General features: G+C 66.9%; 16 protein-coding genes and 2 pseudogenes. 9 read left to right on the top strand and 9 right to left on the bottom strand.

Features of this window, described 5'->3' with window-relative positions:
- The first annotated feature begins 20 nt into the window (after positions 1-20).
- The 3 genes from ACEVQ6_RS11830 to ACEVQ6_RS11840 all read left to right on the top strand — a co-directional run bounded on the left by ACEVQ6_RS11830 (position 21) and on the right by ACEVQ6_RS11840 (position 1,850).
- Positions 21-695 carry a GNAT family N-acetyltransferase gene (locus tag ACEVQ6_RS11830; RefSeq protein WP_374889174.1) on the top strand — a complete coding sequence of 225 codons (675 nt, stop codon included), beginning with the start codon at positions 21-23 and terminating at the stop codon, positions 693-695.
- A gap of 5 nt (positions 696-700) precedes the next feature.
- Positions 701-1,159, top strand: coding sequence for a GNAT family N-acetyltransferase (locus ACEVQ6_RS11835; protein ID WP_374889175.1), 459 nt, complete (start codon positions 701-703; stop codon positions 1,157-1,159).
- Positions 1,160-1,295: 136 nt separating this feature from the next.
- Positions 1,296-1,850, top strand: a complete 555-nt coding sequence (locus tag ACEVQ6_RS11840) for an NADPH-dependent FMN reductase (protein ID WP_374889176.1) — start codon at positions 1,296-1,298, stop codon at positions 1,848-1,850.
- 14 nt (positions 1,851-1,864) lie between these two features.
- Here ACEVQ6_RS11840 and ACEVQ6_RS11845 read toward each other — a convergent pair whose 3' ends face one another.
- From ACEVQ6_RS11845 to ACEVQ6_RS11855, 3 genes are all read right to left on the bottom strand, one after another.
- The gene (locus tag ACEVQ6_RS11845; protein ID WP_374889177.1) at positions 1,865-3,817 is read right to left on the bottom strand and encodes a MacB family efflux pump subunit; all 1,953 of its coding nucleotides are present in this window, start codon (positions 3,815-3,817) and stop codon (positions 1,865-1,867) included.
- 10 nt (positions 3,818-3,827) lie between these two features.
- Positions 3,828-5,069 (bottom strand): efflux RND transporter periplasmic adaptor subunit, encoded by a 1,242-nt coding sequence (locus ACEVQ6_RS11850; RefSeq protein ID WP_374889178.1) that lies wholly within the window; start codon positions 5,067-5,069, stop codon positions 3,828-3,830.
- A 65-nt stretch (positions 5,070-5,134) separates the two neighbouring features.
- On the bottom strand, positions 5,135-5,737 hold the full coding sequence (locus tag ACEVQ6_RS11855) for a TetR/AcrR family transcriptional regulator (RefSeq protein ID WP_374889179.1): 603 nt from the start codon (positions 5,735-5,737) through the stop codon (positions 5,135-5,137).
- A 120-nt stretch (positions 5,738-5,857) separates the two neighbouring features.
- Here ACEVQ6_RS11855 and ACEVQ6_RS11860 point away from each other — a divergent pair, with 120 nt between their 5' ends.
- Positions 5,858-7,060 carry an MFS transporter gene (locus tag ACEVQ6_RS11860; RefSeq protein ID WP_374889180.1) on the top strand — a complete coding sequence of 401 codons (1,203 nt, stop codon included), beginning with the start codon at positions 5,858-5,860 and terminating at the stop codon, positions 7,058-7,060.
- A gap of 163 nt (positions 7,061-7,223) precedes the next feature.
- On the opposite strand, the gene ACEVQ6_RS11865 is transcribed toward ACEVQ6_RS11860, so the two are convergent.
- Positions 7,224-7,469: a helix-turn-helix domain-containing protein gene (locus ACEVQ6_RS11865; protein ID WP_374889181.1), complete on the bottom strand. Its 246-nt coding sequence runs from the start codon at positions 7,467-7,469 to the stop codon at positions 7,224-7,226.
- A 513-nt stretch (positions 7,470-7,982) separates the two neighbouring features.
- On the opposite strand from ACEVQ6_RS11865, the gene ACEVQ6_RS11870 reads away from it, so the two are divergent.
- The gene (locus ACEVQ6_RS11870) at positions 7,983-8,849 is read left to right on the top strand and encodes an aldose 1-epimerase family protein (RefSeq protein ID WP_374889182.1); all 867 of its coding nucleotides are present in this window, start codon (positions 7,983-7,985) and stop codon (positions 8,847-8,849) included.
- A 10-nt stretch (positions 8,850-8,859) separates the two neighbouring features.
- Here the strand turns inward: ACEVQ6_RS11870 and ACEVQ6_RS11875 are convergent, their stop codons facing one another.
- Together ACEVQ6_RS11875 and ACEVQ6_RS11880 are read right to left on the bottom strand one after the other, a co-directional pair.
- Complete coding sequence (locus ACEVQ6_RS11875; protein WP_374889183.1) at positions 8,860-9,885, bottom strand: CorA family divalent cation transporter; 1,026 nt, start codon at positions 9,883-9,885, stop codon at positions 8,860-8,862.
- Between the two features lie 165 nt (positions 9,886-10,050).
- Positions 10,051-10,653, bottom strand: a complete 603-nt coding sequence (locus tag ACEVQ6_RS11880; protein WP_374889184.1) for a DUF922 domain-containing Zn-dependent protease — start codon at positions 10,651-10,653, stop codon at positions 10,051-10,053.
- A 112-nt stretch (positions 10,654-10,765) separates the two neighbouring features.
- On the opposite strand from ACEVQ6_RS11880, the gene ppk2 reads away from it, so the two are divergent.
- A complete protein-coding gene (ppk2, locus tag ACEVQ6_RS11885; RefSeq protein ID WP_374889185.1) occupies positions 10,766-11,677 on the top strand; it encodes a polyphosphate kinase 2 in 912 nt (303 codons plus the stop codon).
- Between the two features lie 39 nt (positions 11,678-11,716).
- Here the strand turns inward: ppk2 and ACEVQ6_RS11890 are convergent, their stop codons facing one another.
- The gene (locus ACEVQ6_RS11890; protein WP_374889186.1) at positions 11,717-16,033 is read right to left on the bottom strand and encodes a beta strand repeat-containing protein; all 4,317 of its coding nucleotides are present in this window, start codon (positions 16,031-16,033) and stop codon (positions 11,717-11,719) included.
- Between the two features lie 201 nt (positions 16,034-16,234).
- The gene (locus ACEVQ6_RS11895) at positions 16,235-17,572 is read right to left on the bottom strand and encodes a dicarboxylate/amino acid:cation symporter (RefSeq protein ID WP_374889187.1); all 1,338 of its coding nucleotides are present in this window, start codon (positions 17,570-17,572) and stop codon (positions 16,235-16,237) included.
- A gap of 220 nt (positions 17,573-17,792) precedes the next feature.
- Between ACEVQ6_RS11895 and ACEVQ6_RS11900 the strand changes: the two genes are divergently transcribed.
- Complete coding sequence (locus ACEVQ6_RS11900) at positions 17,793-19,667, top strand: sensor histidine kinase (RefSeq protein ID WP_374889188.1); 1,875 nt, start codon at positions 17,793-17,795, stop codon at positions 19,665-19,667.
- A 1-nt stretch (position 19,668) separates the two neighbouring features.
- Positions 19,669-21,021 carry a sigma-54-dependent transcriptional regulator gene (locus ACEVQ6_RS11905; protein WP_374889189.1) on the top strand — a complete coding sequence of 451 codons (1,353 nt, stop codon included), beginning with the start codon at positions 19,669-19,671 and terminating at the stop codon, positions 21,019-21,021.
- A gap of 158 nt (positions 21,022-21,179) precedes the next feature.
- Here the strand turns inward: ACEVQ6_RS11905 and tnpC are convergent.
- Positions 21,180-21,833 (bottom strand): annotated as a pseudogene (gene tnpC, locus ACEVQ6_RS11910) (IS66 family transposase); the annotation flags it as partial.
- 21 nt (positions 21,834-21,854) lie between these two features.
- Between tnpC and ACEVQ6_RS11915 the strand changes: the two are divergent.
- Positions 21,855-22,111 (top strand): annotated as a pseudogene (locus ACEVQ6_RS11915) (integrase core domain-containing protein); the annotation flags it as partial.
- Positions 22,112-22,227: the final 116 nt, after the last annotated feature.

The raw sequence follows: 22,227 nt of genomic DNA on the forward strand, positions 1-22,227 counted from the left end.
CGCAGACGAGAGACGAGACCATGTCACTGACCGATTGGGCGGGCGCCGCCCGGCCGCAGCGCGACGTTCTGGAAGGCCGCTATGCCCGCCTCGAGCCGCTCGATCCGGCCCGCCATGGCGCCGAGCTCTTCGCCTCGGCCCAGGAACCGGGCGCCGACGACCGCTTCCGCTACCTGTTCGAGGCGCCGCCCGAATCCATGACCGTCTTTTCCGCCTGGCTCGACAAGATCGCCGCCTCCGACGACCCGATGTTCTTCGCCGTCATCGACCAGGCGACCGGCCGCGCCGAAGGACGGCAGGCGCTGATGCGCATCGACGCCACCCATGGCGTCATCGAGATCGGCAATATTCTGTGGGGACCGGCGATCGCCCGCGCGCGGGTGACGACGGAGGCGCTCTACCTCTTCGCACATTTGATCTTCGATACGCTCGGCTATCGTCGATTCGAGTGGAAATGCAATGCGCTCAACGCGCCGTCGCGCCGTGCGGCCGACCGTTTCGGCTTCACCTTCGAGGGCATTTTCCGCCAGCACATGGTGGCAAAGGGGCAGAACCGGGACACGGCCTGGTTCTCGATCCTCGACGGCGAATGGCCGGCGCTGAGGGCCGCCTACGAGGCCTGGCTCGATCCCGACAACTTCGACGGGGATGGCAGGCAGATCCGCACCCTTCAACACCACCGCACCGGGGAATGACAGGGATGAACGAGGACACGCTCACGCTGCGCCCGCTCGGCGCCGAGGATCATGCCGACTGGCTGCCGCTGTGGCAGGCCTACCAGGCCTTCTATAAGGTCGAGATCCCGGCCCCGGTGACGGCGACGACCTTCACCCGCCTCATCGACCCGGCCGGGCCGATGCGAGGGGTGCTCGCCTGGCAGGGAAGCCGTGCGGTCGGCCTCGTCCACACGATCCGCCACCGGTCGACATGGACGGAGGGCGACTACTGCTATCTCCAGGACCTCTTCGTCGCGCCCGACGCGCGCGGCGTCGGCATCGGGCGACGGCTGATCGAGCATGTCTACGCGCTCGCCGCCGGCTGGGGATGTGCCCGCGTCCACTGGCTGACGCATGAGACGAACAGCGACGCGATGCTGCTCTACGACCGCATCGCCGACCGCTCGGGCTTCATCCAGTATCGTAAGCTCCTGGCACGGTAAGGACAAGCCCGTTCGTGCCGAGGATGAAGGCGATCACGCCTCTCATCAAAGAACGCGGATAAATTCCTGAATCGATTCCGTTTGTTAGCGAGATGCAGTATCCTGGGCGGCAATCGAAACCGGCAAGGAACGTCCCATGGTCCATCTCCTCGGCATTTCCGGCAGCCTGCGCAAGGCCTCGCTCAATACCGCGCTCCTCAACGCCGCCGTCGCCGGGGCGGGCGACGGCGTGACGCTGACGGCGGCCGGCATCGCCGGCATTCCGCTTTATGACGGCGACCTCGAGGCGGCCGACGGCGTTCCCGCGGCCGTCGCAGCACTCAAGGAGAAGATCGTCGCGGCGGATGGCGTGATCCTGTTCACGCCGGAATACAACAATTCGATTCCCGGCGCCTTCAAGAACACGATCGACTGGCTCTCCCGGCCCTCCTCCGACATCGGCCGCGTCTTCGGCGGCAAGCCCTTCGCCCTTGCCGGTGCCTCGCCCGGCAATTTCGGCACGCTCCTGTCGCAGAACGCCTGGCTGACGGTGCTCCACACGCTCGGCGCGCGGGTCTGGTCCGGCAAGCGGCTGATGGTCTCGCGCGCCCATACGCTCTTCGACGGCGAAGGGCGCCTGACGGACGCGGCCACGGCCGAACGCCTCGACGCCTTCGTCGCCGGCTTCGCCGATTTCGCGGCGAAAGGCTGAGCGACACCAGCGGCTCAGATCGACGAGAGGGCGACCGCCGGCTGCAGCTTCGACGCGTTGTAGGCCGGCAGGTAGCCGAAGACGAGACCGGTGAGGAAGGCGCTGGCGAAGGCGAGCGCGACCGGACCCGGCGCGAAGGACACCGGCACGCCGAACGCCTGCGCCACCACGCCGATGCCGAGCCCGAGGGCGACGCCGATCAGGCCGCCGAGGGCAGAGACGACCAGCGCCTCGACGATGAACTGCGCGAGGATGTCGCGCGCTCGCGCCCCCGTCGCCATGCGGATGCCGATCTCGCGCGTGCGCTCGCTCACCGAGACGAGCATGATGTTCATCACGCCGATGCCGCCGACGATCAGCGAGATCGCCGCGATCGAACCGAGGAACACCTTCAGGATGTTCGAGGTCTCCGTCAGCGTCTCGCGGATCGCGGCGAGATTGGTGATCTGCGTATCCTGCCGCTTGTGGCGGAGATCGAGCAGCGCTTGGATCTGCGCCTGCGTCGCATCGATGGCGGCATCGTCCTTCACCTGGACGGTGATGGAACGGACATTGCGGGCACCGAACAGGCGCAGATTGCCGGTCGTCAGCGGCACGAGCACTGTGTCGTCCTGATCGTTTCCGCCGGCGGTCGCACCTTTTTCAGACAGGATTCCAATGACCTGGAACGGAATGTTCTTGATCAGGATATAATCGCCGAGCGGATCGGCATCGTCGGGGAAGAGGGTGCGGGCGACCGTCTGCCCGAGAATGGCGACGGTGGCGTAGGACTCCATGTCGGACGCGTCGAGGAAGGTGCCGGACGCCGTCTCCCAGGATTTCGCCAGCGGGAACTCCGGCACCGTGCCGTTGACCGTCGTCTGCGTGTCGCGGTTTCCGGCCCGCACCGTCAACGTGCTCGACATTTCCGGAACGGCAAAGGCGATGTTCGGCAGTTCTCGGATCGCATCGGCATCGGAGGGGATGAGCGAGACGACGCTGCCGCCCTCTCCGCCGCGGAAATTCGCCATGCTGGGCCGCACCACCAAAAGATCGGAGCCCATGGACGAAATGCGGCTCAGCACCGAATCCTGCGCGCCGGTGCCGATCGCCAGCATGGCGACGACGGAGCTGACGCCGATGACGATGCCGAGCAGCGTCAGGACGGTGCGGAAGAGGTTCGCCCGGAGCGCGCGGAACGACATGCGCACCGCCTCGCCGAGATCGGCAAGGGCTGGCGACGCATCCTCGGTCGCGCGGATGCGGGACGGCGGGGCGATCCCGCCGCGCGGAGCATGGCGCGTTACGCGGTCGGCGACGATGCGGCCGTCGCGGATCTCGACGACCCGGTCGGCGGTCTCCGCCAGGTCCGGCGCATGGGTGATGATGATCACCGTGTGGCCGTCCGCGTTCATCCGCCGCAGCGTCGCCATCACGTCGCGGCCGCTCTGCGTGTCGAGCGCGCCGGTCGGCTCGTCCGCCAGGATGATCTCGCCGCCGTTCATCAGCGCGCGCGCGATCGACACCCGCTGCTGCTGGCCGCCGGAAAGCTGGTTCGGCAGGTGGTCCAGGCGATCGCCGAGATTGAGCGTCGTCAGCAGGTCTTCCGCGCGTTCGCGGCGTGCCTGCGCCGGCATGCCGGCATAGATCGCCGGTATCTCGACATTCTCCTGCGCCGTCGCCGTCGAGACGAGATTGTAGCTCTGGAACACGAAGCCGAACATCCGCCGCCTGCGCCCGGCAAGCTGGTCGGCGTCGAAATCGGCGACATCCTCGCCGGCCAGCAGATATTCGCCGGAGGTCGGCTGGTCGAGGCAGCCTAGGATGTTCATCAGCGTCGACTTGCCGGAGCCGGACGCACCGACGATCGCGACGAACTCGCCGGCGGCGATATCGAGGGAAACGCCGCGCAGCGCCTCGACCGCGACATCGCCGTTGTCGAAGACCTGGCGGATGTCGCGCAGCGAAATCAGCGGCAAAGTCGCCATCCGTTGCCTCCTAGAACATCGGCGGCGGCATGCCGCGCATGCCCCCGCGCATGCCGCGCTGGCCGGAACTGCGGGCGGAATCGGACGGCACGACGACCCTCTCGCCCTCGGCGAGCCCCTCGGTGACCTCGACACGCACGCGGCTGCGCACGCCGGTCCTGATCTCGCGGCTCTCCTGCGCGCCGCCCTCCTTCACCACGGTCACGGTGCCCGTATCACGTCCCGTGCTTTTCAGCGCCCCGGCCGGAATGGTCAGCACGTCCCGGGCCGCATCCTCGACGAAGAAGACCTGCGCCGTCATGTTCATCATCAAAGCGCCGTCGGGATTGGGGACGTCGAAAAGCGCATAATAGAGAACGACGTTGTTTTCCGTCGTCGGCGTCGGCTTGATCTGGCGCAGCGTTCCCTCGTGGCGCCGTCCCGACTGGCCGAGAAGGGTGAAATAGGCCTTCATCCCGACCGCGAGCCGGCTGATGTCTGCCTCGGAGACCTGGGCCTCGACCGTCATGGTCGAAAGGTCGGCAATGGTCGCGATCGTCGGCGTCGACTGGTTGGCGTTGAGCGTCTGGCCTTCCTTGACCGGAATGTCGACGATCGTGCCGGCCATCGGCGCGTAGATCTTCGTATAGCCGAGGCTGATGCGCGCATCCTTCAGTGCCGCTTCCTGCTTGCGGATCTGGGCCTCGAGCGAGGCGACATTGGCGTGGGCGGTGGCGAGTGCGGCGACCGCCTGGTCGAGCGCGGACCGGGCGGCGCTGTTGCTGGCGACGAGATCGCGCTGGCGCGACAGGCTCGATTCCGCCAGCACCGCCTGCGCCTGCTTGTCCGTCATCTGCGCCTTCAGGTTGGCAAGCTCAGCCTCCGCCACCTCGATCTGCGTCTCGATCGAAGCGCTGTCGAGTTCGGCGACGAGGTCGCCCTCCTTCACCTGATCGCCGATCGAAAAGGCGAGGCGCTTCAACTGCCCGGAAACCCGGGCGCCGACATCGACATCGCGGATCGGGCTGAGAAGACCGGCGGCGGTGACGCTGTTTTCGATATCGCCGCGCGCCACGACATCGGTGACGACCGCCTGCCGGGCCGCCGGCGTGCTGTAGGCCTGCCAGCCATAGGCGCCGGCTCCTGCAAGAAGCGCCAGAACGAGGAGCGCGTAGGGCCAGCGCCGACGATGACGACGGCGAACGGGACGCGGGACGGACGACGATGCCGTTGCCTGCGCGTCACGCGTTTCGTTTCGGGGTCTGTCCAGCATGGCCCGCCTGTCACTTCGTTCTGTCCGTCACCGGGATATAGGACGAGACTACGACGAAATCCGGTTCAGCGGGATGAAATCTCTGTAATCTCTGGCGTTTCCTGCCCGCTTCCTGTGCAGGCCTGCATGAGGCGCGCAACCAGGTCGCGCACGCGCCCGGCCGTCACCGGATCGGCGTCGAAAAGAATGCGGTACATGATCGGCGCGACGACATGGTCGATCATCGTCTCGACCGACGGCACGGGCTCGCCGCGTCGGCGCGCGCGGCCCGCGATCACCGAAAGCTGCTGGCGCGTGTAGGCGCAGCAGCGTCCGGCATCCTCCGGACGGCTCGCCATCACGTCGCGGATCAGCGCGCGCCCGGGCGCCGAGGCCATCTCCTCGGCATATTGCTCCCCCCAGGCGAAGAGATCGGCGGCGAGCGAACCGGCATCGGGCGGATCGGCATCCGGCCTCAGATGTTCGACCGCGACATCGCCCAGAAGCTCCTGCAGGTCGCCCCAGCGCCGGTAGATGGTGGAGGGCGTGACGCCGGCCTCGGCGGCGATCTGCGGGATCGTCAGCTGATCGCGGCCGGCGCGGGCAAGAAGGGTGCGCACGGCGCCATGGACCGAGGCCTGCACCCGGGCACTGCGCCCGCCGGGCCGCGCTGCGTCCCTCGCCGTCATCGCTGTCCCCGCTCTTTTCTCAGGTACGGGCAAAGCCGCCTTAACGCAAATGATTTGCTTTCCATACGGTCCTGACCTATGACAAACGCAACGAATTTGCTTTAAGGCCTCCCGTCTCCCATGTCCAGCCAGCCCGACCCTACCGGCCGTCCCGCAGGGCGACGCTTCGCCCTCGCCACACTCGGCGCGACGCTCGTCGCCTTTCTCGCCAGTTCCTCGACCCCGACGCCGCTCTACCATCTCTATCAGCAAGCCTGGGGATTTTCCTCCAGCATGCTGACGGTGGTCTTCGGAACCTATGCGCTGGCGCTCCTGGCCTCCCTTCTCGTGGTCGGCTCGCTGTCGGACCATGTCGGGCGCCGGCCGGTGATCTGCGCCTCCGTCCTGCTGCTGGCGGTCGCGATGGTGCTGTTTCTCCTCGCCGACAGCGTCGCCTGGCTGATCGCGGCCCGCGCGGTGCAGGGCGTGGCGATGGGGGCGGCGAGCGGGGCGATCGGCGCCGCGCTCATCGACGCCGACAGGACGGCAGGCCAGCTCATCAACAGCCTCGTGCCGCTTGCCGGCATGGCGGTCGGCGTGCTCTGCTCGAGCGCGCTCGTAAGTTTCGCGCCGGCGCCGATGCATCTCGGCTATGCGATCCTTCTCGTCACGCTGCTGCTCCAGGCCGGGCTCGTCTGGCTGCTGCCGGAGACGGCGACGCGCCGGCCGGGGGTGTTCGCCTCGCTGACGCCGCGCGTCCATGTGCCGGCGCAGGCACGCGGCGCGCTGGCGCTGATCACGCCCGGCAATGTCGCCGGCTGGGCGCTCGCCGGCTTCTACCTGTCGCTGATGCCGTCCCTCGTGACTGCGGCCACCGGAAACCGCTCCGTGATGGTCGCCGGCGCCGTGGTCGGCACGCTGACCGTCTGCGGCTCGATCGCGATCCTCGCGCGACGGACGAGAACCGCGGCGTCCAATCTCCGCCTCGGTCCGCCGCTGATGATCCTCGGCATGGCTGTCGTGCTGGCCGGCACCCATGCCGGCGTCGTGGCCCTGCTGTTCGCCGGCACGGCGATCGCCGGCCTCGGCCTCGGAACGAATTTCCTGGGCTCGGTCAACACGGTCATGCCGCTCGCCGCCCCGGACGAGCGCGCCGGGCTGCTGTCGGCCTTTTACGTGGAAAGCTATCTGGCCTTCGCCCTTCCGGCGATCGGCGCCGGCTTCCTCGCCCGCGTCATCGGCCTGGCGCCGACGGCGGACATCTATGCCGGGCTGGTCATCCTGCTGACGTTGGCCGGCATTGCGGCGATGCGCCTGTCGGGTCGCACAGGCGCCCGCGCCTGACCTTCGCCGTCTTGCAAAGGTCGGACGCGGCGGCGAGGACAAGCAGATGTTTCGGTCCGAGCAGTGCCTCGCCGCAGCGGCGGCACCGTTTTCAGTGACGCCACCCGGGTCCAGGTCGCGTCGGAACAGGGCCGGCCGGCAGGGCGAAGCCGGCCGGATCGCCTCAGGCGCCGGTCAGCCGTTCGACCGGTAGGCGCAGCGCGTTCGCCACCCGGCGCAACCGCGCCGGATCGATATCCGCGCCGATCTCGATCCGCGAGATTTCCGCGCCGGTGAGGCCGCAGGTGACGGCGAGGTCGTCGATGCTGTAGCCCATGTCCTGGCGCGAGCGACGCACGGTCTCGCCGATCTGGGACTGCGGCAAGGCCGCGGAGCCGGCGACGTCCTTGATTCCGATAGAAAGATTCATGAAACAGTTCCTTCCGGTTGTCCGCAACGCCGCGAAGGCGTCGCGTGAAGGTGGCCTCAAGCCATCGGGCCCGGCCGAACCAATCGGTTCGATCGAGTGCAGCGCAATATATGGTGAAATCGTGGCGATGCAAGTCACAAGATCGTTTCGCAGCGCTCCCTTGAGACGAAGGTCGGGGGCCGGGCGTCGTCCCGCTGCTGATTCCCACTTCCCGGATGGATTCTCCATTGCGGAAGATGCTGTATTCCTAAATTAAAATCATGCCTTACGCCGACGCCTCCCCGGGCGGCGACATCCTGCGGCAGGCGGAGATCAACCTTCGGAACAGCCTTTCGCATCCATTGGCGCCCCTGCCCGTCATCCGACGCAAGAACAGGCGTCATGCCGGTTCATGTTGCAATGCGGGAGTTGAAAGCTGCAGCCGGGCCGATATTCTCAAGGCGGAAGAATTGCGGGGCTCCCGTCGCCCGGTGACGGGTCCTCGCCATCCGTCATTGCGCAGAGGGGCACTCCATGACCGAAACCGTCCGCATCGCTTCCGGCGACCTCGTCGCGGAGATCGCCGACCTCGGCGCCGAACTGCAAAGCCTGACGACGGCCGAGGGCCGGGCGCTGCTCTGGAGCGGCGATCCGGCCTTCTGGACGGGACGGTCGCCGGTTCTCTTCCCGATCGTCGGCAAGGCGCCCGGCGACCGGATCGCCGTCGACGGCGTCGATTATCCGATGGCCCAGCACGGCTTCGCGCGGCGCTCGGCCTTCACATTGGCAGAGGCGGGCGCAAGCGCCTGCCGGCATGTGCTGGTTGCCTGCGAGGCGACACGCGCGGCCTATCCCTTCGACTTCCGGCTCGAAGTCGCGCACCGGCTCGACGGACCGATGCTGACGGTAACGGCCGAGGTGCGCAACGAGGATGCGCGGCCGATGCCTTTCGGCCTCGGCTTTCACCCGGCCTTCCTCTGGCCGCTGCCGGGCGCGGCCGGCCGGGCGCACACGATCGTGCTCGACAACGGCGCCGAGCCGCCGCTCGCCCGGCTGGCAGGAGGCCTCCTCGTCGCCGAGGAGCTGCTGTCGCCCTTCCGCAGCGGACGTCTCGTTCTCGATCATGCCCTGTTCGCAGACGATGCGATGATCTTCCCCGAAGGCGCCGGGACAGGTCTGCGCTACGCGCCGGAGGGCGGCGCCGGCCTGCGCTTTCACTTCGACAACCTGCCCAACCTCGCGCTCTGGACCAAGCCGGGGGCTCCCTATATCTGCATCGAACCCTGGCATGGAATGGCGGCGCGGGACGGGGAAAGCGGCGAGATCGCCGCGCGTCCTTTCTCGCAAACGCTCGAACCCGGCGCCTCGGCGCGCTTTTCCTTTTCCGTCGTCGTCGAATGACGGGGCAGGATCACAGCCAGTCGATGCGCTTCAGCAGCCAGAGCGTCGCGACCGAGGTCGCCACCACGAAGGCGACGATGACGAGGAAGGCCGACGTATCCCCGACACCGGGAATGCCGCCGACATTCATGCCGAACAGCCCGGCGACGACGCTCGGCGGCAGGAGCAGCGCGGCGAGCGCGCCGAGCCGGTTCGAACTGCGCGCGATGCGCTCGCCGATCACCGTCGACAGGTCGTCATGCAGGATGCTGGTCCGGTCGCGGATCGCGTCGAGATAGTCGATGAAGCGCATCAGCTTGTCGATGACCTCGCGCAGGCGCAGCGTGTCCCGCTCCTTCAGCCATCCGGCGTCGTCATGGGCGATCCGGTTCAGCGCATCGCGCTGCGGGGCGAGATAGCGGCGCAGCTGCACGGACCGCCGGCGCAGGAGTTTCAGCCGCTGGCGCACCTCGCCGGCCTCGCCCTGGAAGATCAGGTCGTCGAGTTCGTCCACCTCCTCGTCCATGGCATCGAGCACGGGCTCCAGGTCGCGCACCAGCTTATCGCTGATCAGGGCAAGGAGGTCGCCGGTCCGCCTCGGTCCCTTGCCCTTCTGGAGGGCGAGACGGATGTCGCGCAGCGCGGTGATATAGTGGCCGCTGTCGCGCAGCGACACGAGCCGGTGCGCGTCGACCCAGATGTGCAAGGGGATGAGATCGATCCCCGCGCCCTCCTCCCCGACCTCGTCGGGCCGGGTGGCGCAGACGCCGCGCAGGATGATCAGCAGCCCGTCGTCGATCGGCTCGACGCGCGGGCGCGAATCCTCGGCGAGCAGCGCCTCCGCGATCAGCGGATCGAAGCCGCCGCTCGTCGTCACCCAGTCGACGGTTGCCGGATGGTCCCGCTCGAAATGCAGCCAGAGCACGCCGTCGCCGGGCCTCCAGCCGCACATGTCGGAGACGCTCAGCGTGCGGCAGCCGCCATCGCCGCCGAGCAGGATCGCAAAGCGAAGGCCCGGCTCCTCCCCGTAGCGCATGTCCGGCGCGCCGTCGCCCATCGCCGTCCCCTCGCATCCGCGCCCTGCCATCCTTCGGCGCATGCCGTCAGGCATGTTCATGACATTAGTCTAAATCACGCCGGCAGCAAGACGGGGGCGAACCCGCGGCAAAAGCGGCGCGGACCGGGGCACGGCCTGGTCGCCGCGACGCCGGGGATCCCGCCCTCAGCGGCCGTTGACGAGGCTGAGGATCAACCGGTGGACCGCGCCGCCGTCGCTCATCTCCACCCGGTCGAAGTCGCGCGCCGCGGCGCGCTGCGCCTGCGACAGGGGACCGAGAATCGCCGGCAACGCCTCGCGGATCCGCTGACATCGGGGATCGTCCGGCACGGAGAACCCGACGGTCGCCGCCTCGATCCTCCTCACCATCTCCTTGATCTGCTCGCCATGCACCCGCTCATGCGCCTCGACGCCGTCGATGAAGGTTTTCCACAGCGCGGCGGTGGCGGGCAGCAGCGGACGGGCGGGACGCGGCAGCGTATAGGTGATCACGAGCCTCGGCTTCGCCGCGGCCAGCCTGCAGCCGCCGTCCGGCGTCGGCTCGTAGGAGCGCGTCCAGGTCAGCTTGAAGCCGGTATGGGCGATGACGCGCCCTTCTCCGAGCGTCGGCCCCCGTTTACCGATCGAGGCGTAGAGTTCGGGGCCGCTCGTGCCCGTGATCGTGTAGGTCGCGATCGTCTCGACCGCCTGCCACCCGGCCCGCGCCGGCCAAGCGGCAAGCGTGGCGGCGATGAGTGTCCCGATCAAAATCTTCACGCCGTCCTCCATCGCGATCGGCCTCTTTTCGCCTACCGGAAGGGCCAGGGCAAGGGCAACGGCTGTCACATGGCTGTCGCCGAAGCCTGCTCCTGTGCGGACGGACAACAGGACACCGACCGCCATGCACACCGACAACAGCCATATGAACCGCATCAAGGACGAAATCGCCGACAGTTTCGACGAGGAGCTCGAACTCCAGATGGAGGAAGAGCGCATCGACGATCTCGCGGCTGACGCGATCTCCGAACGGGCCGTGAAGACGATCGACCGGAAAATCTACTTCCGCGAGCTTTTCCGGTTGCAGCATGAGCTGGTGCGCCTGCAGGACTGGGTGGTGCACAAGAAGCTGAAGGTGGTGGTCCTGTTCGAGGGGCGCGATTCCGCCGGCAAGGGCGGCGCGATCAAGCGCGTGACCCAGCGCCTCAACCCCCGCGTCTGCCGCGTCGTCGCCCTTCCCGCCCCGACCGAGCGCGAGCGCAACCAGTGGTATTTCCAGCGCTATGTCTCGCATCTGCCGACGGCCGGCGAGATCGTGCTCTTCGACAGGAGCTGGTACAATCGCGCCGGCGTCGAGCGGGTGATGGGCTTCTGCACGCCGGAAGAACTCGAGGAGTTCTTCCGCACCGTGCCGGAATTCGAGCGCATGCTGATCGGCTCCGGCATCATCCTGGTGAAATACTGGTTCTCGATCACCGACGAGGAGCAGGAATTCCGCTTCCGCATGCGCATCGAGGACCCGCTGAAGCAGTGGAAACTCTCGCCGATGGATATGGAAAGCCGCGTCCACTGGGAGGACTACACGAAGGCGAAGGAGGAGATGCTCGCCCGCACCCATACGGAGGACGCGCGCTGGTGGGTGATCGACGCGGTCGACAAGAAGAAGGCACGGCTGAACTGCATCGCCCATCTCCTGCGCCAGATCCCCTATGAGGATGTGCCGAAACCGTCGATCGAACTGCCGGAACGCGTCCGCCACGCCGACTATCTGCGCCATCCCGTGCCGCCGGAACTCCATGTGCCGGACGTCTACTGACGTCGCGAACGACCGGTGCGGCGCTGGACGGACAAGGCGTCAGACGACGAAGACATCCGCATGCGTGAGGGATGGCCTGGTGTCGAGGGTGGCGAAACGGATGGCGGCCGCCTCGCCGCTGCCGTCGGCGTCGTAGAAGACCGCACCGCTTGCCCGGTCGTAGAGAATGCGATCGTTCGCATCGAGCGAACCGGTGCCGATATCCTTGAAGGCGGCCGCCGCGAGGTTGCCATGCGTCAGTGCCCCGAAAACGGATGCGCTCAGGCGGATCGTGTCGTCGGCAAGGGAAAAGTCAGCGATCCGGTCGACATTGGTGCCGCCGATCGGGGTTGAAAAGGAAAAGCTGTCCGCGCCCGCGCCCCCCGCCAGGCGGTCCGCGCCGGCACCGCCGTCGATGACGTTGGCGGCGCCGTTGCCGGTGATGGTGTTGGCTCCACTGTTGCCGGTCGCGTTGATCGCCGCAGACCCGGTCAGGACGAGGTTTTCGATCGCCTGGCCGGACAGCGAGAAGCTGACCGACGCGCGCACCGTATCGGTACCGCCGTCCTTCGCCTCGAAAACCCGGTCGCCGGCATGGTCGACGACATAGGTATCGTTGCCCGCGCCGCCCGTCATCCGGTCGGCATTCCCCCCGCCGTCGATGATGTTGGCGGCGCCGTTGCCGGTGATGGTGTTGGCTCCACTGTTGCCGGTCGCGTTGATCGCCGCAGACCCGGTTAGGACGAGGTTTTCGATCGCCTGGCCGGACAGCGAGAAGCTGACCGACGCGCGCACCGTATCGGTACCACCGTCCTTCACCTCGAACACCCGGTCGCCGGCATGGTCGACGACATAGGTATCGTTGCCCGCGCCGCCCGTCATCCGGTCGGCATTCCCCCCGCCGTCGATGATGTTGGCGGCGCCGTTGCCGGTGATGGTGTTGGCTCCACTGTTGCCGGTCGCGTTGATCGCCGCAGACCCGGTTAGGACGAGGTTTTCGATCGCCTGGCCGGACAGCGAGAAGCTGACCGACGCGCGCACCGTATCGGTACCACCGTCCTTCACCTCGAACACCCGGTCGCCGGCATGGTCGACGACATAGGTATCGTTGCCCGCGCCGCCCGTCATCCGGTCGGCATTCCCCCCGCCGTCGATGGTATTAGAAGCGCGGTTGCCGGTAACGGTGTTGGCTCCACTGTTGCCGGTCGCATTGATTGCCGCGGAGCCGGTCAGGACCAGGTTTTCGATCGCCTGGCCGGACAGCGAAAAGCTGACCGAAGCACGCACCGTATCCGTCCCGCCATTCTTTGCCTCGAACACCCGGTCGCCGGCATGGTCGACGATATAGGTGTCGTCGCCCGCCCCACCCGTCATCTGATCGGCATTCGCACCGCCATCGATGATGTTGGCGGCACCGTTCCCGGTGATCGTGTTGGCGAGGTCGTTGCCGGTGCCGTTAAGGGCACCTGTGCCCGTCAGGACGAGCCTCTCGATGTGCGGGGCCAGCGTGGTGCTGACCGACGCCTCCACCGTGTCCGTCCCCGCACCGGCAAGCTCTATCGTCCTGTCGCCCCGGTTGTTGACGACGTAGGTATCGTTTCCTGCACCGCCGCGCAGCGTATCGGCTCCGGCGCCCCCGTCGAGACGGTTGTTCCCTGAGCCTCCGGTCTGCGTCTTCGAACTGCCGCTGTCCGCCGTCACCGTGACACGCGCGCCGTCGGTGGCGATCACCCCCTCGATCACCCCGATGTTCACGAGGCTGTCGAGGTGAAGCACGCCGCTGCGCACGGCAAGGAATCCTTCATTGGTGAAGAGTGCGCGGATGGTCGCGTTGCCTGCAGCGCCCTCCTTCTCCCAAAGCCCCAGATTGAGGATCCTCGCGGCACCGTCAGCGCTGATGTCGCCGTCCGTGAGGGTGTAGGTGCGGCCGGACGCATTGACGATCTGGCCGCTGAGCCGGAATCCGCCGGTCTGGACTGTCGTCCCGTTGTTGATGAAGTCGATCGCGCCAGCCGCGGAACCGAGATCGATGCCGTTGATCGTCGCGGTCCCGGTGACGCGAAGGCCGCCATTGCCGATGCTGTTGAAGCCCGTGTCGAACCGCGCCGAACCCGCGAGCGTCAGGGTGCTTCCATCGAGGTTGACCGCCGCGAAGGTGCCGACCGAGAACGCGCCGCGATAGGTGTAGGTCTCGCTCAACGTCGCCGCGCCGTTGACCTCCAGCGCCGACGTGCCGATCGCCGCATAGACCTTCGTGGTGCCCGAAAGAATGAGTTTTCCTGCACCCGTCACCGTGCCGAAGACCGTGGCGTCGCCCGCAAGCCGCAATGTCGCCCCCCTGCCGACCGAAAGAACGCCGGTCGCCTCCTGGGTGAACGTGCTGTTGATCTCCGATAGTCCACCGGATGACGGCGCAACCGTGATCGTCCCGCGATTGATGACCACCGCGCCGTCGTTGGTGATCGACCCGCCGCTGATCGCATAGGTGTGGCCGCCCTCGTTGGTCAGCGTGCCCCTCAGCGATACCGAGCCCACCTGCTCGACGCTGCCGAGGTTGCGAACGGCAATCGCGCCGGAGGGCGAACCGAGCGCCACGCCGCCGATCGTCGCGTCGCCGGTGATCTTCAGCACGCCGGAACCGCCGATCGTGTTGAAACCGCTGACGAGATGGGCGACGCCGGAAAGCTCGAGCGTATGCCCGCCGAGCCGGGTGGTGCTGAACGTCCCGATCGTGAACGCGCCGGCATAGGCGAGATCGGAGGACAAGGTCGTCGTCCCGTTGAGGTTGAGCGCCGCAGTGGAGATCGCCGTGCCGACCGTGGCGGCCCCGGACAGGGTCAGCGTCCCCTGCCCGCCAATCGTTCCTGCAAGCGTCGACGCGCCTGCGAGCCGCAGCGTCGCCCCGGCAGCGATCGAAAGCGTGCCGACCGTATCGAAGGCGGTCTGGATGTCGTTGGCCGTGCCGGCAGCGGCGGTGACGATGCCGTTATTGGTGAAACGGCCGTCGACACCGGCAATCGTGCCGGCCTTCAGGGTGTAAGTCCGGCCCGCATCGTTCAGTATCGTGCCGTTGAGAAAGATCTGGCCATCCTGCGTGACGGCGCCGGAATTGCGCAGGGTCGCCGCCGTGCCCTGATAGCCAATGCCGATAGCGCTGACGACGGCCGAACCGGTGATGCGCAGGGCTCCCGTCCCGTCGATCGTTCCATAGTCGAGATCGGCCGCGCTGGACAGCGTCAAGGTGCGGCCGTTGAGATCGAGCGTGCCGGTATGCGCAAATGTGAAGGCACCGCCATAGGTGATGTTGCGGGCCAGCGTCGTCGTGCCGCCGCCATTGCCGCCAGCGATCGTCCATTGCGCGACCGAGATCGCGCTGGTGTTCAGGGTCACGTCATGGGCGAAGCCGAAGACAAGCCGGCCGGCGCCCGACACGGTCCCGTTCAGCTGGAAATCGCTGTCGATCAGCGTCATCTGCGCGCCGCTTGCGACGGCGATCACGCCATTGTTGGTAAAATCCGCATCGACCCTTGCGACGCCCGCAGCCGTCTGGCGAAAGAGGCCGTTGTTGAGAATGGTGGCGCCGCCGATATCGGCGAGATCGGCGGAGGCGTCGATCGAATAGATGCCGCCGGCGTCGATCTGAAGCGCGCCGCCGAGCCTGGCATAGTCGTCCTGGACCAGTACGCCCGCGACCTCAAGCCGCGCGCCGTCGTCGACTGTGCCGGCGAAGCGTCCGGTTCCGGTGACCTTCAGCGTCCCCGGCCCCTCGATCGTGCCCTGCAGCAGCGCCGTTCCGGAGAGCGTGATCGTGTTGGCCTGCAGCCGGAGGATGGGGGCGTTGCCGAACACCTGCAGCAGCTGGAAATCGCCGGAATAGGTCAGATCGGTGTGGAAACGGGTGATGGACACCGTGCCGCTGCCGATCTGATAGGTGAGCAGCCACTGCGCCACGTCCACCACCGCACCCGCCCTGATATCCGAGACGGCATTGACGAGCCTCAGCGTTCCGTCACCGCTAATGCGCCCGGAGACGTCGAGCGCGTTGGTGCTGAACGTGCCATCGTCGATGGTAAAACGCGTATCCGTCGCAAGCCGGAGCGTGCCGAAACCGCTGCCGCCGGTCAGCGTGGTCAGCGTGCCGCCGACAAGGTCGAGGGTGGCATTGGCCGCAGCGGTGAGGGAGCGAATGGCGCCCTCGCCGTCGTAGGTGACGGTAAAGGGTGTCCCTGCCAGGGACTGGTCCGGGATCCGGACGTCCTCGTCCGGTCCGGGAACGTAGTGAAGAAGCGGAGGCGGCGCGTCCGGATTGGGTTCGTCCCAGTTCGCTCCGTTGAACCACAGACCGTTTCCGGTGTTCCATGTCGCGGGGGTCGGCATCGTCTTTCCTCGGACAGCATCGCCGACTTGTAAAATACGCCTTTCAACCCGTCTGGCAAAGGAAATCGAGCATGACGCCCGGAGGGTGCTCCGCAGAAGCGCGCGACGACGACGATCCTTTGACGATGGGCAATGAAAAAGGGGCGGGCACCGGTTGCCCGGTCCCCGCCCCTTGCATGGGCATCTCGCGGTGTCGCGATGTCACTCGGCCGGCTGCAGCGCGCCGATGGGTGCGGCCGAGGCGGCCGGCGCTCCGCCGAGCGCGGCGGCGAGCTTTTCCGTGTCGAGCTCCTTCTCCCAGCGCGCGACGACGAGGGTTGCCACCGCATTGCCGACGAGATTGGTGAGCGCGCGGCATTCCGACATGAAACGATCGATGCCGAGGATCAGCGCCATGCCGGCGACCGGCATGGAGGGAACGACGGAGAGGGTCGCGGCAAGCGTGATGAAGCCGGCGCCGGTGATGCCCGCGGCCCCCTTCGAACTCAGCATCGCGACGAGCAGCAGCAGGATCTGGTCGGAGTAGGAAAGATCGATGCCGGTCGCCTGCGCGATGAAGAGCGCGGCGAGCGTCATGTAGATGTTGGTGCCGTCGAGATTGAACGAATAGCCGGTCGGGATCACGAGACCGACGACGGAGCGGGTAGCGCCGGCATTCTCCATCTTGCGCATCAGCCCAGGCAGCGCTGCTTCCGAGGACGAGGTTCCGAGAACGAGAAGCAGTTCCTCCTTGATGTAGCGCAGCAGCGCCAGGATGGAGAAGCCGTTGTAGCGCGCCACCGCGCCGAGGACGACGAAGACGAAGAGCAGAGAGGTGACGTAGAAGGTGCCGATCAGGAGCGCGAGATTGGCGATCGAGCCGACGCCGTACTTGCCGATGGTGAAGGCCATCGCGCCGAAGGCGCCGATCGGGGCGGCCTTCATCAGGATCGCCACCAGCTTGAACACCGGCGCCGTCAGGGCGTTGAGGAAATCGACCACCGGCTGGCCCTTGTCGCCGATCATCGCCAGCGCGACGCCGAAGAGGACCGAGAAGAACAGGACCTGCAGGATGTCGCCGTCGGCGAAGGCGCCGACGATGGTCGTCGGGATGATGTTCGAGAGGAAGCCGGTGATCGTCTGCTCGTGCGCCTTCTCGGCATAGGTCGCGATCGCTGCCGGGTCGAGCGAGGCGGGATCGATGTTCATTCCGGCCCCGGGACGGACGAGATTGGCGACGATCAGGCCGATGACCAGCGCGAGCGTCGAGAAGGTCAGGAAGTAGATCATCGCCTTGCCGGCGACGCGGCCGACCTTCTGCAGGTCGCTCATGCCGGCGATGCCGGTCGCGACCGTCAGGAAGATGACCGGCGCGATGATCATCTTGACGAGCTTGATGAAGGCGTCGCCGAGCGGCTTCAGGCTGGTGCCGAGCTCCGGATAGAAATGGCCGAGCAGGATGCCGGCGGCGATCGCCGCCAACACCTGCACGTAGAGATGCCTGTAAAAGGGCAGCTTCGCCTTCGGCGCTGCCTCGTGTTCGAAGGGTATGGCAATCATCCTGTCCTCCTGTCGCCCGCCCGAACCCGCGTCCGGCCTCCCGGGCCCTGTGCCTCATCCAACGGCTGCACCGTCGTGACACAGGCATCGCAAGCGGCGTGCCAAACGAGAAATAGAAAATAAACAATTGATTATTCGACGTATTTTTTTAAATCCGCGAATATGACTGCAAGATCCGTGCGGACATCCACACAGCTTCCTTTGCATCCCGTGCGAAAACATGCACAGTTTCCCCATGCTCTTTCCACCGCGCCCCGCCCTCACGACGGAAAGCGCCGGCGCGCGCTTTGCCGGTGCGCTCTGGCCGACCTTCGCGCTCGCCAGCGCCGCGATCCTTGCCGTCGGCCTCTGGGCGAGCGGCGAGGTCGGGCGGCAGCGGGCGGTCGGGGCGCTGGCCGAAGCGACGCGTACGGATGCGCGGCTGAGCGTCGCCCTGACGCGCACCATCCTCGAAAAATACCGCGCCCTTCCTTTCGTGCTCTCCAGCGACGGAATGATCGCCGCCGACCTTTCGGCCGGCGACGCGCCCGCGCTCGACCGCCTCAATCGCAAGCTCGAGACGCTGGCGGCGGGAACCCGCGCGGCGGTCATCTATCTCGTCGCCATGGACGGCATCGCCGTGTCGGCCAGCAATTGGCGCGACGAGGCCAGCTTCGTCGGCAATGATTACGGCTTTCGTCCCTATTTCCGCGGGGCGCTCGACGACGGCACGGCAGAGCATTTCGCCCTCGGCACCGTCAGCCGCAGGCCGGGCCTCTACCTGTCGCAGCGCATCGACGGGCCTGACGGACCGCTCGGCGTCGTCGTGGTCAAGGTCGAGTTCGACGACCTGGAGGCGGAATGGGCGTCCGGCGGCAAGCCGACCTATGTCGTCGACGGCCGCGGCATCGTGCTCGTCACCAGCATCCCGTCCTGGCGTTTCATGACGCTCGGCGACATCCCGCCGGCCCGGCGCGCCGGCATTCGCGAAAGCCTGCAATTCGGCGAGGCACCGCTGACGCCGCTGCCACGCCGCGTCACGGACACCGAGGGGGCCGACGCCGAGATCGCCGACATCGTCATGCCCGGCGAGGCCGGCGGGGCCGCGACGCTCGACGTGGCGACGCCGGTGCCCACCACCGGCTGGACCCTTCATCGGCTGGTGCCGCTGTCGCCCGAGATCGACGCCGGCGTGCGCGAAGCCCGCCTGGTCACGCTGCTGGCGCTTCTCGTCGCCATCGCCCTCGCGGCCATCCTCCTCTATCGGCGCCAAGCGCTCCGGCGCGGCATCGCGCGCGAACGGCACGCCCGCCTCGAGCTCGAGCGGCGCGTGGCCGAGCGCACGCAGGCGCTGAGCCAGGCGCATGACCGGCTGGCGGCCGAGATCGGCAGCCATCGCGCCACCGAAGGCGCATTGCAGAGCGTCCAGCAGCAACTGGTTCAGGCCAACCGGCTGGCGATCCTCGGCCAGGTGGCCGCCGGCGTGGCGCACGAGATCAACCAGCCCGTCGCCACCATCCGCGCCTATGCCGACAATGCCCGCACCTTCCTCGATCGCGGCCGCACCGGGCCGGCGGCGGAAAACCTCGAGCGCATCGCGGAGCTGACCGAACGGATCGGCGGCATCACCGAGGCGCTGAAGGGGCTCGCCCGCAAGGGCCGCGCGGCGGCGGAGCCAACGGATATCCGCGCCGTCGTCGAGGGCGCGGTGATGCTGCTGCGCAGCCGCTTTTCCGGTCGCATGGACCTCATCGTCCTCACCCTGCCCGCGGCCGCCCTCGTCGTCAGCGGCCATCGCCTCCGGCTCGAACAGGTGCTGATCAATCTGTTACAGAATGCGCTGGAGGCCGTCGCCGACAGGGGCGATGCCGGCCGCGTAGAGATTTCCGCAAGCGACGAGGGCGATGCCGTCGCACTCCGCGTGCGCGACAACGGGCCGGGCTTCCCGCCCGGCATCCGCGAGAACCTGTTTTCGCCGTTCAACACCTCGAAGGATGCCGGGCTCGGACTGGGCCTCGTTATATCGAAGGACATCGTCGCCGACTACGGCGGACGGATCGAGGTGGAAACCGGCGACGACGGCACCTGTTTCACCGTCTCCCTGCGAAAGGCATGACATGTCCACGCCGCCTCCCGTCGCCGCTCCCGTCGTCCTTGTCGATGACGATCCGGATTTGAGACGCGCCTGCGCCCAGACGCTCGAACTCGCCGGTTTCGACGTCATCGCCTTCGACAGGGCGAAGGCGGCGCTCGCCGCCGTCGATGCCGGCTTTGCCGGGCCGGTCGTCACCGACATTCGCATGCCCGACATGGACGGACTGGCGCTCTTTGCCCTTTTGAAGAAGCGCGACGCCGACCTGCCGGTGATCCTCGTCACCGGCCATGGCGATATCCCGATGGCGGTCGCGGCGCTTCAGGACGGCGCCTACGACTTCATCGCCAAGCCGTTTCCGGCCGACCGGCTGGTGCAGAGCGTGCGCCGCGCGGCGGAAAAGCGGCGGCTGATTTTGGAGAACCGTGCCCTGCGCCGGGCGGCGGAGGCGGCGCGCGACGACCTGCCGCTGATCGGCGCGACGCCGGCGATGGAGAACCTGCGCAACATTCTCCGCCACATCGCCGACACCGATGTCGATGTGCTGGTCGCCGGCGAGACGGGCAGCGGCAAGGAGGTGGTCGCCCGCATCCTGCACGACTGGAGCCACCGGAAGGCCGGCCATTTCGTCGCGCTCAACTGCGGCGCCCTGCCCGAGAGCGTGATCGAGAGCGAGCTCTTCGGCCACGAGCCCGGCGCCTTCACCGGCGCGCAGAAGAAGCGCACGGGCCGCATCGAGCATGCAAGCGGCGGAACACTGTTCCTGGACGAGATCGAGAGCATGCCGGTCGCCACGCAGGTGAAGATGCTGCGCGTGCTGGAAATGCGCGAAATCAACCCGCTCGGCACGAATGCGGTGCGGCCCGTCGATCTTCGCGTGGTCGCGGCGGCGAAGATCGACCTCGGCGATCCCGCCGCGCGCGGCGATTTCCGCGAGGATCTCTATTATCGCCTCAATGTCGTCACGCTGTCGATCCCGCCGCTGCGCGAGCGGCGCGACGACATCCCGCTGCTCTTCTCGCACTTCGCCACCCGCGCCGCAGGGCGTTTCCGCAAGGAGATCCCGACGCTGACCGACGGCCTGCGCCACCACCTGATGACGCATGACTGGCCGGGAAACGTGCGCGAACTGTCGCATTTCGCGGAACGGGTCGTCCTCGGTCTGGAAAAAGCAAGGCAGCCCCCCACCCCCTCGGCCGGCGGCGGCAGCCTTCCCGAACGGCTGGAGCGGCTCGAGGCGGACATCATCCGCGACACGCTTGCCGAAAACGACGGCGACGTCCGCCGCACGCTCGACGCGCTCGGCATTCCGCGCAAGACCTTCTACGACAAGCTGCAACGCCACGGAATCGACCGGGGAAGCTTCGTGCGACGGTGAAGACGCGTTACTTCTGTTGATGCCGCGAAGAGCTTTTGCCGGCTCGCAAGGCGGGCGGCAGGCCGAGATAAGCAGCGCCAAGACCCTGAAATAGTTTTCGTCCACGCCCGCGCGAAGCGGGCGACTACTGACGGGACGGAGGCGACGTAAGCGTCCGATCAGACCATTTTTGACGGAGTTTGCAGGTTCCACGGCAAGAGTTCATCGATCCGGTTTATCGGATGATCGGGGATGCGGGTGAGCACATCCCGCATGTAGGCTTCCGGATCGAGGCCGTTGAGCTTTGCAGTCTCGATCAGCGACAGTATCGCGGCAGCGCGTTCACCGCCTTTGTCCGGTCCCGCGAAGAGCCAGTTCTTTCGGCCGAGCGCAATCGGCCGGAGCGCCCTTTCCGCAGCATTGTTGTCGATCTCGATGGTAGCGTCTTCAAGGAAACGGCAAAGCGATGTCCAGCGGGAGAACGCATATCGGATTGCTTCAGCGGTCCTGGACTTTTGCGGCAGGCGCTTAAGATTGTCGTCCAACCATAACCGCGGGGCTTTGACCCTGGGAGCGCTGCTCTGTTGCCTCGCAGCTTTCCGCACATCTGGCGGCTCCCCTCGAACGGCTTTCTCGATATCGTAGAGTTCACCGATCCGCCGCAGTGCCTCCTCGGCAATCGACGCTTTGCCCGACGTCGTCAGGTCGAAGAACGTGCGTCTTGCATGCGCCCAGCAGGCTGCTTCCAGAATGACCAGCAGGCCGCCTGGCTTGTTTGCTTCGTAGAGGTCACGCAAGCCCGCATAGCGGTCGGCATGCAGCATGCCGGAGAAGGTGACCGAGGGTGCATCATGGGCATCGAGCCGTCTGTCGGGACTGTTGGCGACCTCTATGACAACGCCCTCGCTGAAACGACAACGGTCTTTACAAGGCCGAGGTCATCCATCGGCGAGGACCGTGGCGAAACTTCGAAGCCGTGGAGTTCGCCACTTTGCAATGGGTCGATGGGTTCAACAACAGGCGTCTTATGGAGCCGATCGGCAACATACCGCCAGCCGAGGCCGAAGAACGATACTATGCCATGCTGGACGCACAAGCCTTGGCCGCATAACTTAAACGAAATGGCCTCCGGCAAACTCGGCGCGGTTCACTAGGCTCAGGACTCATTGAATCCACCAAATGACGATTGCCGCGATGGTGATTGCGGCCATGAAGACGTGGGCATGG

Origin of the sequence: Ensifer soli (assembly GCF_041928815.1) — a bacterium.
In the GTDB taxonomy this organism is placed as follows: Bacteria; Pseudomonadota; Alphaproteobacteria; order Rhizobiales; family Rhizobiaceae; genus JBHFEI01.

Coding starts and splice junctions, on each gene's coding strand:
- ACEVQ6_RS11830 (WP_374889174.1), top strand. CDS start 21: ATGTCACTGACCGATTGGGCGGGCGCCGCCCGGCCGCAGCGCGACGTT.
- ACEVQ6_RS11835 (WP_374889175.1), top strand. CDS start 701: ATGAACGAGGACACGCTCACGCTGCGCCCGCTCGGCGCCGAGGATCAT.
- ACEVQ6_RS11840 (WP_374889176.1), top strand. CDS start 1,296: ATGGTCCATCTCCTCGGCATTTCCGGCAGCCTGCGCAAGGCCTCGCTC.
- ACEVQ6_RS11845 (WP_374889177.1), bottom strand. CDS start 3,817: ATGGCGACTTTGCCGCTGATTTCGCTGCGCGACATCCGCCAGGTCTTC.
- ACEVQ6_RS11850 (WP_374889178.1), bottom strand. CDS start 5,069: ATGCTGGACAGACCCCGAAACGAAACGCGTGACGCGCAGGCAACGGCA.
- ACEVQ6_RS11855 (WP_374889179.1), bottom strand. CDS start 5,737: ATGACGGCGAGGGACGCAGCGCGGCCCGGCGGGCGCAGTGCCCGGGTG.
- ACEVQ6_RS11860 (WP_374889180.1), top strand. CDS start 5,858: ATGTCCAGCCAGCCCGACCCTACCGGCCGTCCCGCAGGGCGACGCTTC.
- ACEVQ6_RS11865 (WP_374889181.1), bottom strand. CDS start 7,469: ATGAATCTTTCTATCGGAATCAAGGACGTCGCCGGCTCCGCGGCCTTG.
- ACEVQ6_RS11870 (WP_374889182.1), top strand. CDS start 7,983: ATGACCGAAACCGTCCGCATCGCTTCCGGCGACCTCGTCGCGGAGATC.
- ACEVQ6_RS11875 (WP_374889183.1), bottom strand. CDS start 9,885: ATGGGCGACGGCGCGCCGGACATGCGCTACGGGGAGGAGCCGGGCCTT.
- ACEVQ6_RS11880 (WP_374889184.1), bottom strand. CDS start 10,653: ATGGAGGACGGCGTGAAGATTTTGATCGGGACACTCATCGCCGCCACG.
- ppk2 (WP_374889185.1), top strand. CDS start 10,766: ATGCACACCGACAACAGCCATATGAACCGCATCAAGGACGAAATCGCC.
- ACEVQ6_RS11890 (WP_374889186.1), bottom strand. CDS start 16,033: ATGCCGACCCCCGCGACATGGAACACCGGAAACGGTCTGTGGTTCAAC.
- ACEVQ6_RS11895 (WP_374889187.1), bottom strand. CDS start 17,572: ATGATTGCCATACCCTTCGAACACGAGGCAGCGCCGAAGGCGAAGCTG.
- ACEVQ6_RS11900 (WP_374889188.1), top strand. CDS start 17,793: ATGCACAGTTTCCCCATGCTCTTTCCACCGCGCCCCGCCCTCACGACG.
- ACEVQ6_RS11905 (WP_374889189.1), top strand. CDS start 19,669: ATGTCCACGCCGCCTCCCGTCGCCGCTCCCGTCGTCCTTGTCGATGAC.